The organism is Frigoribacterium sp. VKM Ac-2859, assembly GCF_013204925.1.
Taxonomy (GTDB): Bacteria; Actinomycetota; Actinomycetes; order Actinomycetales; family Microbacteriaceae; genus Frigoribacterium.
In genome coordinates, this window is the sequence record NZ_JABMLC010000001.1 from 421,587 (window position 1) to 435,328 (window position 13,742).

Consider the following 13,742-nt stretch of genomic DNA (forward strand, 5'->3'; position numbering starts at 1 on the left):
CTCGAACGATTCTCGGGCCCCCGGCGTCGTCCCTAAGATCAGGACCAGATCCTGACACTGGAGGCACTGTGGCTGAGAGCAACGATGTCGTGTTCGTCGACGGGGTACGCACCCCATTCGGTCGGGCCGGCGACAAAGGCATGTACTGGCAGACCCGCGCCGACGATCTGGTCGTCAAAGCGATGAAGGGTCTGCTCGAACGCAACCCGTCCCTACCGCCCGAACGCATCGACGACGTCGCCATCGCGGCGACCACGCAACAGGGCGATCAAGGCCTCACCCTCGGACGCACGACGTCGCTCCTCGCGGGTCTCCCCCAGTCCGTGCCCGGGTACGCCATCGACCGGATGTGCGCCGGCGCCATGACGAGCGTGACGAGCGTCGCCGGCGGCATCGCCTTCGGCGCGTACGACGTCGCCCTCGCCGGCGGAGTCGAGCACATGGGGCGTCACCCCATGGGGTTCGCCGCCGACCCCAATCCGCGCTTCGCCGCCGAGAAGCTCGTCAGCGGCGAGGCCCTGAACATGGGCAACACCGCGGAGCGCATCCACGACCGGTTCCCCCAGCTCACGAAGGAGCGCTCCGACCGGTACGCCCTGCGGTCGCAACAGAAACTCGCAGCGGCCTACGACGCCGGCCAGATCCAACCCGACCTCGTCCCGGTGGCCATCAAGACGGACCAGGGCTGGGGGCTCGCCACCCGTGACGAGGCGCCTCGACCCGAGACCACGATGGAGGGTCTCGCCGGGCTGCGCACTCCCTTCCGGCCGCACGGCCGCGTCACGGCGGGGAACTCGTCGGGTCTCAACGACGGGGCGACGGTCAGCCTGATGGCGTCGGGCGCCGCGGCGAAGGAACTCGGGCTCACCCCCAAGATGCGCCTCGTCAGCTTCGCCTTCGCCGGCGTCGAGCCCGAGATCATGGGCATCGGTCCCGTGCCGTCCACCGAGAAGGCCCTCCGCAAGGCGGGGCTGTCGATCGACGACATCGGCCTCTTCGAACTGAACGAGGCGTTCGCGGTGCAGGTCCTCTCCCTGCTCGACCACTTCGGCATCGACGACGACGACCCGCGCGTGAACCCCTGGGGCGGGGCCATCGCCGTCGGTCACCCCCTCGCGTCCTCGGGCGTGAGGCTGATGATCCAGCTCGCCCGCCAGTTCGAGCAGCACCCCGAGGTGCGGTACGGCCTCACGGCCATGTGCATCGGCCTCGGTCAGGGCGGCAGCGTCATCTGGGAGAACCCCCACTACTCGAAGAAGGCGGCACGCGCATGAGCACGGCGACCGAACAACTGACCGAGCTGTCGGCCGACGAGGTCGTCACGCACTCCTACGTCCGCGACGTGCCGTTGCCCTCCGGCGGCCTCCTGGCCCTCGTCACCCTCGACAACGGCCGCGACCACACCCGGCCGAGCACGCTGGGGCCCGCGACGCTGCACGAGTTCGGCGCGACCCTCGACGCCGTCCGCAGCCGCGCCTCCTCGGGCGAGATCGCGGCGATCGCCGTCACCGGCAAGCCGTACTTCCTGGCGGCGGGTGCCGACCTCAGCAAGGTGAGCGCCATCCCCAGCCGCGAGGTCGCCCGCGAGCTCGCCCGGCTCGGCCACGCCGTGCTCGGCAAGCTGCACGACGCCCCGGTGCCCACGTTCGTCTTCGTCAACGGGCTCGCCCTGGGCGGTGGCGTCGAGATCGGGCTGCACGCCGACTACCGCACGGTCGACTCGTCGGCCGCCGCCATCGCCCTGCCGGAGGTCTTCCTCGGCATCATCCCCGGGTGGGGTGGCGCCTGGTTGTTGCCGAACCTGATCGGCATCGAGAACGCCCTCAAGGTCGTCATCGAGAACCCCCTGAAGAACAACCGCACCCTGAAGCCCGCCCAGGCGCTCGAACTCGGCATCGTCGACGCGATGTTCGGCCCCGCGTCCTTCCTCGAGGACAGCATCCGGTGGACCGACGGCGTGCTGACCGGCCGCGTCACCGTCAAGCGGCCGAACGTCCCGGGCAGGCTCGAGCGTGCCGTCAAGTGGGACGTCGCGATCTCGGTGGCGCGCAAGTCGCTCGAGTCGAAGATCGGCACCGTCGCGAAGTCGCCCTACGCCGCCCTCGACCTGCTGAAGGCCGCGAAGAACACCGACCGGACGACCGGCTTCGCGGCCGAGGACGAAGCGCTGGCCGACCTCGTGGCAGGCGACCAGTTCCACGCCAGCATGTACGCCTTCGATCTCGTCCAGAAGCGGGCCAAGAAGCCCGCCGGTGCACCCTCCCCCGACCTCGCCCGGAAGATCGGCAAGGTGGGCATCGTCGGGGCCGGACTCATGGCGAGCCAGTTCGCGCTGCTCTTCGTGCGCCGTCTGCGCGTCCCGGTCGTCATCACCGACCTCGACCAGGCTCGGGTCGACGCGGCACTCTCCCGCATCAGAGGCGAGATCGACGAGTTGCAGGGCGGGGGTCGGATCTCGCGGGACGAGTCCAACCGCCTCAAGGCGCTCATCACGGGCACGACCGATCTCGCCGACTTCGCCGACGCCGACTGGGTCATCGAGGCCGTGTTCGAAGAGCTGTCGGTCAAACAGGAGGTGTTCGCGAACGTCGAGGCCGTCGTCTCGGACACGACGGTGCTGGCGACCAACACGTCGTCGCTCAGCGTCGAGCAGATCGGGGCGCGTCTCGCGCATCCCGAGCGACTGGTCGGATTCCACTTCTTCAACCCGGTCGCGGTGATGCCCCTCGTCGAGGTCGTCAAGACCCCGGCGACCGACGACGAGACGCTGAGCACGGCGATGGTGACGGCGAAGGCCCTGCGGAAGAACGCCGTCATCACGGCCGACACCCCGGGGTTCGTGGTCAACCGGATCCTGGCCAAACTACTGGGCGAGGCCATGCACGCCGTCGAGACGGGGACGCCGTTCGAGGTCGTCGATCGGGCCACGGCGCCGTTCGGCCTCCCGATGACGCCGTTCGAGTTGCTCGAGCTGGTGGGGCTGACCGTCGGGGCGCACGTCCTCGACACCCACCATGCCGCCTTCCCCGACCGGTTCTTCGCCAGTGACGGACTGCACCGCCTGGCCGAGCACGGCACGATCTTCGAACGCGACTCGAAGGGCCGTCGCAAGGGATTCGACAAGAAGGCCGTCGCCCTCGCCGCCGGACCGGGAACGGCCCTGACCGACGACGAGTTGCGCATCCGCATCGAGGACGGTCTCGCCGACGAGGTCGGGCGCATGCTCGACGACCACGTCGTGGCCGCGGCCGAGGACATCGACCTCTGCCTGATCCTCGGCGCCGGGTACCCGTTCCAGATGGGCGGGGTCACGCCGTACCTCGACCGGGTCGGTGCCTCACGTCGGGTGCGGGGACGCGACTTCCACGAACCCGCGATCCGCGGCGTCGAGTAAGACCACCCACGCCGAACGCCCCGTCTCGAGAGGGACGGGGCGTTCGACGTCTGTCGTGCGGCGTGACACCGCACCGGGGCTCAGTCGTGCCGGGCGTCCTCGTGCCGGGATGCGGCAGCGGTCTCGTCCAGTGGCCTCGCCACCGGGATTCGGCTGCCGAGCACCTGGGCGACGACGTCGCGAGCGATGTGCTGCGGCGTGAGGCCGGCCTCGTCGAGGATCTCGGCCCGGGACCCGTGTTCGAGGAACTCGTCGGGCAGTCCCAACTCGGTCACGGCCGTGTCGACGCCTGCGCCACGGAGGTCCTGTCGCACACGGGTGCCGATCCCGCCCACCCGCACGCCGTCCTCGATCGTGATGACGAGCCGGTGGGCAGCGGCCAGCTCGATGATGCTGGCCGGGACGGGGACGACCCATCGAGGGTCGACGACCGTGGCACCGATGCCCTGGGCCTCCAGTCGCTCGGCGACCTCGAGTCCGATGCCGGCCATCGGGCCGACGCAGACGATGAGGACGTCGTCGCGGCCGGTGCGTCGCAGCACCTCGACACCGTCCTCGAGTCGTTCGACGGCGTCGTGCTCGACGCCGACGGCGCCTTTCGAGAACCGGATGACGGTGGGCGCGTCGTCGACCGCCACGGCCTCCCGGAGCTCTTCGCGTAGTCGCGTCGCATCACGAGGGGCGGCCAGACGGATGTGCGGCACGATCTGCAGGAGGGCGAGGTCCCACATGCCGTGGTGGCTCGGGCCGTCCGGTCCGGTCACACCGGCGCGGTCCAGCACGAAGGTGACCCCGGCCCGGTGGAGGGCGACGTCCATCAGCACCTGGTCGAAGGCGCGGTTCACGAAGGTGGCGTACAGCGCGACGACGGGGTGCAGTCCACCGAACGCGAGACCCGCGGCACTCGTGACCGCGTGCTGTTCGGCGATGCCGACGTCGAAGACCCGCTTCGGGAACCGTTCGGCGAGCTTGTGCAGGCCCACCGGACGCAGCATCGCCGCCGTGATGCCGACGACTTTCTCGTCGTGCTCGGCGATGTCGACGATCTCGTCCGCGAAGACCGACGTCCACGACGGCGAGGTGGACGCCTCGAGGGGTTCGCCCGTCTCGGGGTCGATCTGCCCGACCGCGTGGAACTGGTCGGCGACGTCGGCGCGCGCCGGATCGAATCCCCGGCCCTTCTCGGTGATGGCGTGCACGATCACGGGCGCCCCGTAGTTCTTCGCCTGGAGCAGCGCTTCTTCCATGGCGACCTGGTCGTGACCGTCGACCGGCCCGATGTACTTGATGTCCAGGTTCGAGTAGAGGGCCTCGTTGTTCGTGAACCGGCTCAGGAAGCCGTGCAGACCACCCCGGACGCCGCGGTAGACCGCACGACCCGGATGTCCGAGTCGGTCGAAGACGGCCCTGCTGCCGACGTGGAGCTCGCGGTAGGCCTGGCGGGTGCGGACCGTGTTGAGGAAACGGGCCATTCCTCCGATGGTCGGGGCGTAGGACCGGCCGTTGTCGTTGACCACGATGGTGAGGCGACGGTCGTTGTCGTCGCTGATGTTGTTCAGGGCCTCCCACGTCATGCCCCCGGTCAACGCGCCGTCCCCCACGACGGCGACCACGTGCCGATCGTCCCGGCCCGTCAGTTGGAAGGCCCGGGAGATGCCGTCGGCCCACGAGAGCGAACTCGAGGCGTGTGAGCTCTCGACGATGTCGTGCTCGGACTCGGACCGCTGCGGGTATCCGGCGAGACCGCCCCGGAGCCGGAGCCCCGAGAAGTCCTGGCGACCGGTGAGGAGCTTGTGGACGTACGACTGGTGGCCGGTGTCGAAGACGAAGGCGTCGTGCGGCGAGTGGAACACCCGGTGCATGGCCAACGTCAACTCGACGACGCCGAGGTTCGGCCCGAGGTGGCCCCCGGTCTTCGACACTTCGGTCACGAGGAACCGGCGGATGTCGGCGGCCAGTTCGACCATCTGTTCGTTCGTCAGGCGGTCGAGGTCACGAGGCCCCGTGATCGTCTGCAGCAGGCTCATGCTGGCCTTCCCTCTCGGCCCTCTCGGGCATCCCGCCAGTCTAGGCACGCGACCGGCGAGAACGCCGTGTGACCCCCGGACGACGCGGGCGATCGTCCGGGGGCCTGGTCACTGCGGGGTCCGTCGCTCAGACCAGGCTGCGCAGGACGTACTGCAGGATGCCACCGTTGCGGTAGTAGTCGGCCTCGCCGGGGGTGTCGATGCGCACGACGGCGTCGAACTCGACCGGCTGCTTGCCCGCAGGCGAATGGGTGGTGGGGGTCGCCGTGACGTGGACCGTCTTCGGCGTCGTGCCCTCGTTGAGCTGCTCGATGCCGACGATGTCGATCTGCTCCGTGCCGTCGAGACCGAGCGACTCCCAGCTCTCGCCCTGCGGGAACTGCAGGGGAACCACTCCCATGCCGATCAGGTTCGATCGGTGGATGCGTTCGAAGCTCTCGGTGATGACCGCCTTGACCCCGAGCAGGCTCGTACCCTTCGCGGCCCAGTCCCGGGACGAGCCCGAGCCGTATTCCTTGCCGCCCAGGATGACCAGGGGCGTGCCCTGCTCCTGGTAGCGAGCACTGGCGTCGTAGATGAACGACTGCGGCCCCTCGGCCTGGGTGAAGTCGCGGGTGTAGCCACCCTCGACCCCGTCCAGCAGCTGGTTCTTGAGACGGATGTTCGCGAACGTGCCCCGGATCATGACCTCGTGGTTGCCGCGACGGGACCCGTACGAGTTGAAGTCCTTGCGGTCCACGCCGTGCTCGTCGAGGTAGTGGCCGGCCGGGCTGTCGACCTTGATCGACCCGGCGGGGCTGATGTGGTCGGTCGTGACCGAGTCGCCGAGCTTGGCCAGCACGCGGGCGCCCTGGATGTCGGTCACCGGCGTGGTCTCGATCGTCATGCCCTCGAAGTACGGAGGTTTGCGCACGTAGGTCGACTCGGAGTCCCACTCGAAGGTGGCACCCGTGGGGGTCGGCAGGGAGCGCCAGCGCTCGTCGCCGTCGAACACCCCGGCGTACTCGTGGGTGAACATCCCGGTGTCGATGGACGAGTCGATCGTCTGCTGCACCTCGGCCGCGTCGGGCCAGATGTCGCGGAGGTAGACGTCGGAGCCGTCGTCGGCGGTGCCCAGGGCGTCGTTCTCGAAGTCGAAGTTCATCGACCCGGCGAGGGCGTACGCGATGACCAGGGGCGGGCTGGCCAGGTAGTTCATCTTGACGTCGGGGTTGATGCGACCCTCGAAGTTGCGGTTGCCCGACAGGACGGCCGTGACGGCGAGGTCGTTGTCCTGCACCGCCGTCGAGATCTCGTCGAGCAGCGGGCCCGAGTTGCCGATGCAGGTCGTGCAGCCGTAGCCGACGGTGTAGAAACCGAGGTCCTCGAGATAGGTGGTCAGGCCGGCCTTCTCGTAGTAGTCCGTGACGACCTTCGACCCGGGCGCGAGGGTCGTCTTGACCCACGGCTTGGCCTTGAGCCCCTTCTTGCTGGCGTTGCGGGCGAGCAGGCCCGCGGCGAGCATGACGGAGGGGTTCGACGTGTTCGTGCACGACGTGATGGCCGCGATGGCCACGGCGCCGTGGTCGAGCGTGAAGGTCGAGCCGTCGCCGAGTGCCACGGAGGTGGGCTTGGAGACCTTGGCCGGTGCGTGCGACGTGTGCGAGATCGAGTGCGGCTGGGCGTCGTCGTCGTCCTCGGCCGTGAAGCCGATCGGGTCGGAGGCCGGGAACGTGCCCTCGACCGCGGCGTCGACGTGCGAGTGGTCCGTCGTGGCGTAGTTCTCGAGGTCGACCTCGAACTGCGACTTGGCCTCGGTGAGCTCGATGCGGTCCTGCGGGCGCTTCGGCCCGGCGATGGACGGGACGACCGTCCCGAGGTCGAGCTCGAGGTACTCGCTGAACACGGGTTCGGTCGAGGGGTCGTGCCACAGGCCCTGCAGCTTGGAGTACTGCTCGACGAGGTCGATCTGCTCCTCGGAGCGCCCGGTCAGCCGCAGGTAGTCGAGGGTCACGTCGTCGATCGGGAAGATCGCCGCCGTCGAACCGAACTCGGGGCTCATGTTGCCGATGGTGGCCCGGTTGGCCAGGGGCACCTCGGCGACGCCTTCGCCGTAGAACTCGACGAACTTGCCGACGACGCCGTGCCGGCGCAGCTGCTGCGTGATGGTGAGCACCACGTCGGTCGCCGTCACGCCGGTCGGGATCGAGCCGGAGAGCTTGAAGCCGACGACCTTGGGGATCAACATCGACACGGGCTGACCGAGCATCGCGGCCTCGGCCTCGATGCCCCCGACGCCCCAGCCGAGCACGCCCAGGCCGTTGACCATCGTCGTGTGCGAGTCGGTGCCGACGAGGGTGTCGGGGTACGCCTGCAGCGCTCCGCCGACCTCGCGGCTGTAGGTGACGCGCGCCAGGTACTCGATGTTGACCTGGTGGACGATGCCGGTGCCCGGCGGGACGACCTTGAAGTCGTCGAAGGCCGTCTGCCCCCAGCGGAGGAACTGGTACCGCTCGCCGTTGCGCTCGTACTCGATCTCGACGTTGCGTTCGAGCGCGTTCTCGGAGCCGAAGAGGTCCGCGATGACCGAGTGGTCGATGACGAGTTCGGCCGGTGCCAGCGGGTTGATCTTGGTCGGGTCTCCGCCGAGCTCGGCGACGGCCTCTCGCATGGTGGCGAGGTCGACGATGCAGGGCACCCCCGTGAAGTCCTGCATGACCACGCGCGCCGGCGTGAACTGGATCTCGGTGTCGGGCTCGGCGGCGGGCTGCCACGAGCCGAGGGCCCGGATCTGGTCACCCGTGACGTTCGCACCGTCCTCGGTGCGGAGCAGGTTCTCGAGCAGGATCTTGAGGCTGAACGGAAGCTTCGAAGAACCCTCGACCGCGTCGATGCGGTAGACCTCGTAGTCGGTGGACCCGACCGTGAGGGTGTTCTTCGAGCCGAAACTGTTGATTGCAGACACGTGCCGTCTCCCTTGCTGACTACGCCCTCATCTTGGCCGGTGCGCGCGACGCCCACCAGCGAGGTCAGCCTAAGTCCGCGGGGTGTCCCCGGGGCCGATCCCAGCGATTTGTCTCGATGTCGAGACAAAACATAGCACCAGGAGGCGCGGGTCAGGCCGAGGGGCCCCGCGCGTCGTCCGCCGCCTCGCGTCCGCGGTAGACCGTCCGCACGAGGAGCCAGGTCACCCAGAGCAACCCCGCGTAGAGCGGCACGCCCATGACGAGCTTGAGCGTCCCGAGGAGAGCGACGTCCCCGGCCAGCCACAGCGGCACCTGGACGGCGAGGCGGGCGGCGAACAGTCCGGCCCACAACCAGGTCGCCAGGACGAGGACGCGTCGTTTCGCCCGGTCCCCCCGCCAGCCCGTGCCGTCGTTCGTGAGGAGTCCGACCACGATGCCGATGAGCGGCCAGCGCACGGCGATGCTGACGAGCATCGCGGCGAGCGACGCGGCGTTGATCAGCAGGCCGGGCACGAAGTTGTTCTCGGCACGGCCGGAGAGCAAGGCGATCCCCGCGGAGAGGGCGATGCCGAAGACGCCCGCGAGGGCCTGGGCGACCGGACCGCGCTGGACCGCACGTGCGACGACGAACGCCACGGCCAGGACCAGCGGGATGAGGACCGACGGGACGACGTCCTGCGTGATCGTGTAGACGACCACGAAGCCGAGCCCGGGGACGATGGACTCGACGAGCCCCCGCACCCCGCCGATGGCCGTGAGCAGCGCCGACGCCGTCGGGACCTCGCCGGGGGCGACCTGGCCGATGCCGGCCCGTCGGGCGGCGGCTTGCAACTGGGCCGCGAGCGACACCCGGGGGTCGTCGAGCGGCGACGGATCAGCCGGATCGGGCCGGTCGTCGGACGCGGACACGTCGGGTCAGACGACCGAGGGCGTGGTGCCCGGGGCGTCGGTCGGGCCGGCCTTCGGCATCGACAGCGGGATCAGCTCGCGCGGAGGCATCGGGGTCGTCCCGCGGACCACGACGATGCTGCGGAAGAGTTCTTCGATCTTCTCGGCAGCGTCGCCTTCGTGAGCCGCGTCGCCCGCGATCACGCCGCGGAGGAACCAGCGGGGCCCGTCGACGCCGATGAAGCGTGCTCGCCGGGTCGTGCCGGGGTCACCGCCCATCACCGGGATCTCGGCGCGGACCTCGGGACCGAAGGGCCCCTCGACCTCGGCCGTCGTGCCGCCCTGCTTCTCGATCTGCTCGCTGATCTGACCTCGGATCTCGTTCCAGAGTCCCGTCGTGCGGGGCGCCGCGAACGGCTGCACCTGCAGCGTCGACTTGGCGAAGTCGAGGCCGACGGCGACGACCCTCTTGCTTCCCTCTTCGACTTCGAGTCGCAGGTGGAGCCCTTCGCGGGGAAGGATCTTGACGCCACCGAGATCGACGTACGGGCGGACGGGGTTGGCCTCGGTCTCGTCCAGCGGGCCCACCTCGGAGCGGTCCGCGGGTGCCGACTTGGAGTCGTCGAACACCTCGACCTCGGCGTCGTCGAGCGACTCGATGTCGATCTCGACGTCGGCGACGTCGGCCGACTCGACGTCGATCTCGACTGCGGCCAGTTCTTGCTCGCGGCGTTTGGACTTCCTCACGCGGTGCCTCCTGGGTTGTGTGCGTATCCGGTGGATCCGTGACCGTCGACCCCTCGGACGCTCTCGGGGAGCGTCGCGACGGGAACGAAGGTCGCGCGGACGACCGGCATGATGACGAGCTGGGCGATCTTGTCACCGACGGCGACGTGGTGCTCGGCCTCGAGGTCGGTGTTGAGCAGCGAGACCTTGATCTCTCCGCGGTACCCCGCGTCGACGGTGCCCGGGGCGTTCACGACGGTGATGCCGTGCTTGGCGGCGAGGCCGCTGCGGGGCATGACGAAGGCGGCGAAACCCTCAGGAAGGGCGATGGAGACGCCCGTGCCGACCAGGGCGCGGTGGCCGGGCCTCAATACGAGGTCCTCGGTCGAGACCAGGTCGGCGCCGGCGTCGCCCGGGTGGGAATACACGGGCACCGACATCGCCTCGGCGGCGATGAGGACGTCGAGGGTCTGGATCACGTGTCGAGGGTAGTGCAGAAGTCTGGTCGAATGGACGTCATGAACCCCTACCGTGAGCGCCTGCTCCCGCCGCTCTCCGTCTTCGTGGCCTGCGCGCTCCTCGTCCCCGCCACCCTCCTGGTCTTCCTGCCGATCAACTCGACGGTCGGCGTGGTGATGGCCGTCGTGTTCTACGCGGCCGCCGTCGTCCTGCTCATCCTGACCTCGCCCGTGCTGACGATCGACGACGAGGGCTTCACCGCGGGGCGGGCCCGTCTGTTCGCCCACGAGATCGGTGACGCCGAGGGGTTCACCGGCGCCGACGCGACACGAGAAAGAGGGCCCCGGCTCGACGCGCGAGCCTGGACCCTCTTCCGGGGGTGGGTGCGACCGGTGGTCAAGATCTCGTTGACGGACCTCGACGACCCGGCGCCCTACTGGTTGGTGTCGACCCGTCGACCCGACGAGGTCGTGCGACGGTTGGAGGCGATCAGGCGGCGCACTCCCGGCAGATAGCGCCCAGCTTGGTCTCGTGGTCGAGCTGCGAACGGTGCTTGACCAGGAAGCACTCGACACAGGTGAACTCGTCGACCTGCGGGGGGAGGACGACGACGTCGAGGTCGAGGTCCGAGAGGTCCTGCCCGGCGAGCTCGAACGAGCCCGGGTTGTCGGCGTCGTCGTCGACGACGCCGGTCATCTTGTCGGGGACCCTCTCTTTGAGCCCCTCGATCGACTCCGAGCCGTCGTCGTCGTTCTTGCGAGGTGCGTCGTAGTCGGTGGCCATGCCCATCCAGTTCTTCGGTGATTCGTGTGCCCGATTCGGCGGGTGCAGTTTGCATCACTCGTTGTCGAATAGCAAACCAGTTCCCACGGCCTTTCAGCCGCCTCGGAAGAACTGACGGCACGCCCGTCGTATTCCCGTGAGAACGGCCGCCGACGTGCGACTCTTGGCACCGGATCACGACGGTGAAAGGCGTGGAAAATGCAGGATCTCAGGGTCATAGGCGTCCAGAGCGGAGCTCTGCTCGTCGCCACCGACGCCGGTGGCGAGTACCGCCTTCCCGTCACCCACACCCTCCACTCCCAGCTGAGGGCGGCAAGCCCCGGTGATGCCCCGGTCGAACGGAAGGCCCCGCCCCGCGAGATCCAGGCCCTGGTCCGGGCGGGCAAGACTCCTCAGCAGGTGTCCGACCTGACCGGCGCCGACCTCGACTACGTGCACCGGTACGAAGGGCCGGTCCTCGCCGAGCGCGCCTTCGTGCTCGAGAGCGCCAGGGCCGTCCCGGTGTCCGTCGACGACGACGCGGCGTCCGCTGTGCAGGCGACCACCTTCGGAGCCGTCATCGACGAGCGACTGGACGGTGCCGAGACCTCGCAGCGCGACTGGAGCGCCTACAAGGACGCCGAGCACGGCTGGGTGGTCCACCTGGCCTTCGTCACGCACGAGGTCGAGCGCGACGCGACGTGGCGCTTCGACCCGAAGAAGTCGGTCCTCGCCCCCCTCGGCGGCGACGCCCACCGTCTCTCGCAGCACGGCGAGGACGTCGGTCCACTCGTCCCCCGTCTCCGGGCCGTCTCCCGTGAGCCGCGCCACGACGACACCTCGGGCCGTTTCGACAGCGGCGCCTTCCTGGTCGAGCAGGCCGACGCGGTCGAACTGCCGGCCGAGACCGCGACCGACCGGTTGCGTCCCGGCGTCCGCAGCACCGCCTCCTTCGCCGCCGCCAACCGGGCACCCGACGACGAGAGCGGGCACGACCAGACCGCGGACCTCCTCGAGGCGCTGCGACGCCGACGCGGAGAACGCGAGGCCGCCCGGTTCTCCGACGACGACGGGCGCCCGGACCACCAGGCCACCGGGGCGGTCCGCGTGATCGACGTCCCCCTGGACGACTTCGACCTGCCCGAAGGGGCCACCAAACCCACCCCCGTGCTGCCCGACCGGTCGACCCGAGGTGACGCCCCGGCGGGCGACGCACCGGTCCAGCCCACGGGCATCCGGGGCAGCCGGGGACGGGCTGGCCGACGCGAGATGCCCAGCGCGGCCCAGTCGACGAAGAAGGCGCGGGGGCGCACCTCGATGCCGAGCTGGGACGAGATCGTCTTCGGAGCGCGCACGGACGACGACCCCGCCTGACCTCAGCGGCCCGCCCCGGCGGCCACGATCACCGCCGGTAGGCGCCGAACGTCCTCAGGGGCACGAGCGTCTCGTCGTCGGACCACGATCCGTGGTGACCGACCATGGTTCCCGGAGCACCACCGCGATCTCGTCCGTCGTAGTAGGCGACGCCCCGTCGGGCGGCGACGATCACGTCGCCGATGCGGGGCAGGACCGCCGGGTCCACGGCCCCGAACCAACCGGCGTCGACGGCCTCCGACCGGGTCAACACCCAGGCTCGGTCGCCTTCGGCTGCTCGCCACGCGTCGAGCACCGCACCCCGGCGGCCCTCGTCGGCGTCGGGCTCGAGGTGCAGTTGCAAGCACCGGGGCTCCCCCGCCACGTGCCTCACCCCGTCGACCAGCGCGGGCATGCCCCCGAAGACGATGCGCCTCCGTTCGGCCACGTCGACGATGCCGTGGTCGGCCGTGACGATCACCCCGACGTCGGGCGCGACCGAGGCCTCCAGCCTCCGGACCTCGGCGTCGACGCCCTCGAGGGCGTCGATCCATTCGTCCGATTCCCAGCCGGCACGGTGAGCGATCATGTCGAGCTCGGGGACGTAGAGGTACACCAAGGAGGCGCGGGTCGAGTCGACGAGCGTCGCCGCGGTCTCGAAGCGGTCGGCCACGCTCTCCGCCACGTCGTAGGTGGCGCCCCGGAGGATGGCCTCGGTCAGGCCGGACGAGCGGTAGCGCTTGGGGCCGACGGCGTGGGACTCCACGTCGGTGGCCGTCTCGAACAACGTGGGACGCCGCTGCCACTCGTCGGGCCGCATGCGATCGTCCCACCCCGAGAGCTGCTTCACCACTCGATCGTTCTCGGGGTCGAGGGCCGAGTAGCCGACGAGGCCGTGCTCGCCGGGGAGCGCCCCGGTCGTCAGCGTCGTGAGCGCCGCTGCGGTGGTCGTGGGCCACCCGGACCACAGGCTGCCCTTAACCCCCGACAACGTCCGGGCGTGGCCCCGACGGGCGCCGAGGGCCGCCTGGCCGAGACCGTCCACCAGGACGACCACCGCGGCCCGCGCGGCGGGCAGGCGGAGCGCGTTCGGCTCGCCCCGCAGGGACGCGAGACTCGAGGGCACCACGTCGGCCAGGCTCACGGCCCCTCTGGGGCGCGCCGGTACGATGGAGGACACCGGCCCCA

Annotated in this window: 11 protein-coding genes; 4 read left to right on the top strand and 7 right to left on the bottom strand. The window is 69.9% G+C overall.

From position 1 onward, the window contains the following. Positions 1-68 precede the first annotated feature (68 nt). A complete protein-coding gene (locus tag HQQ78_RS02020) occupies positions 69-1,274 on the top strand; it encodes a thiolase family protein (RefSeq protein ID WP_173150891.1) in 1,206 nt (401 codons plus the stop codon). Next, entirely contained in the window at positions 1,271-3,394 is a 2,124-nt protein-coding gene (locus HQQ78_RS02025) for a 3-hydroxyacyl-CoA dehydrogenase NAD-binding domain-containing protein (protein WP_173150892.1), read from the top strand. Before HQQ78_RS02020 ends, HQQ78_RS02025 begins: the two co-directional genes overlap by 4 nt. A gap of 80 nt (positions 3,395-3,474) precedes the next feature. Here HQQ78_RS02025 and dxs read toward each other — a convergent pair whose 3' ends face one another. From dxs to dut, 5 genes are all read right to left on the bottom strand, one after another. Then, positions 3,475-5,421, bottom strand: a complete 1,947-nt coding sequence (dxs, locus tag HQQ78_RS02030; protein ID WP_173150893.1) for a 1-deoxy-D-xylulose-5-phosphate synthase — start codon at positions 5,419-5,421, stop codon at positions 3,475-3,477. 127 nt (positions 5,422-5,548) lie between these two features. Continuing rightward, entirely contained in the window at positions 5,549-8,365 is a 2,817-nt protein-coding gene (gene acnA, locus HQQ78_RS02035; protein WP_173150894.1) for an aconitate hydratase AcnA, read from the bottom strand. Positions 8,366-8,516: 151 nt separating this feature from the next. Further along, positions 8,517-9,275 (bottom strand): DUF3159 domain-containing protein, encoded by a 759-nt coding sequence (locus HQQ78_RS02040; protein ID WP_056045452.1) that lies wholly within the window; start codon positions 9,273-9,275, stop codon positions 8,517-8,519. Between the two features lie 6 nt (positions 9,276-9,281). Beyond that, on the bottom strand, positions 9,282-9,920 hold the full coding sequence (locus HQQ78_RS02045; RefSeq protein WP_123570779.1) for a DUF3710 domain-containing protein: 639 nt from the start codon (positions 9,918-9,920) through the stop codon (positions 9,282-9,284). A gap of 77 nt (positions 9,921-9,997) precedes the next feature. After that, positions 9,998-10,459, bottom strand: a complete 462-nt coding sequence (dut, locus tag HQQ78_RS02050; protein WP_173150895.1) for a dUTP diphosphatase — start codon at positions 10,457-10,459, stop codon at positions 9,998-10,000. 39 nt (positions 10,460-10,498) lie between these two features. On the opposite strand from dut, the gene HQQ78_RS02055 reads away from it, so the two are divergent. Next, complete coding sequence (locus tag HQQ78_RS02055) at positions 10,499-10,954, top strand: DUF3093 domain-containing protein (RefSeq protein ID WP_173150896.1); 456 nt, start codon at positions 10,499-10,501, stop codon at positions 10,952-10,954. Here the strand turns inward: HQQ78_RS02055 and HQQ78_RS02060 are convergent. Further along, complete coding sequence (locus tag HQQ78_RS02060; RefSeq protein WP_043592858.1) at positions 10,929-11,222, bottom strand: DUF4193 domain-containing protein; 294 nt, start codon at positions 11,220-11,222, stop codon at positions 10,929-10,931. The genes HQQ78_RS02055 and HQQ78_RS02060 overlap by 26 nt on opposite strands. 198 nt (positions 11,223-11,420) lie before the next feature. Here HQQ78_RS02060 and sepH point away from each other — a divergent pair, with 198 nt between their 5' ends. Continuing rightward, positions 11,421-12,575, top strand: a complete 1,155-nt coding sequence (gene sepH, locus HQQ78_RS02065; RefSeq protein WP_173150897.1) for a septation protein SepH — start codon at positions 11,421-11,423, stop codon at positions 12,573-12,575. A gap of 28 nt (positions 12,576-12,603) precedes the next feature. Here sepH and HQQ78_RS02070 read toward each other — a convergent pair whose 3' ends face one another. After that, positions 12,604-13,734 carry an alkaline phosphatase family protein gene (locus HQQ78_RS02070; RefSeq protein ID WP_371740314.1) on the bottom strand — a complete coding sequence of 377 codons (1,131 nt, stop codon included), beginning with the start codon at positions 13,732-13,734 and terminating at the stop codon, positions 12,604-12,606. Positions 13,735-13,742: the final 8 nt, after the last annotated feature.

Excerpts from the sequence above, each read along its gene's own strand:
- HQQ78_RS02055 (WP_173150896.1), top strand. The coding sequence starts at position 10,499 with ATGAACCCCTACCGTGAGCGCCTGCTCCCGCCGCTCTCCGTCTTCGTG.
- HQQ78_RS02060 (WP_043592858.1), bottom strand. The coding sequence starts at position 11,222 with ATGGCCACCGACTACGACGCACCTCGCAAGAACGACGACGACGGCTCG.
- sepH (WP_173150897.1), top strand. The coding sequence starts at position 11,421 with ATGCAGGATCTCAGGGTCATAGGCGTCCAGAGCGGAGCTCTGCTCGTC.
- dxs (WP_173150893.1), bottom strand. The coding sequence starts at position 5,421 with ATGAGCCTGCTGCAGACGATCACGGGGCCTCGTGACCTCGACCGCCTG.
- HQQ78_RS02025 (WP_173150892.1), top strand. The coding sequence starts at position 1,271 with ATGAGCACGGCGACCGAACAACTGACCGAGCTGTCGGCCGACGAGGTC.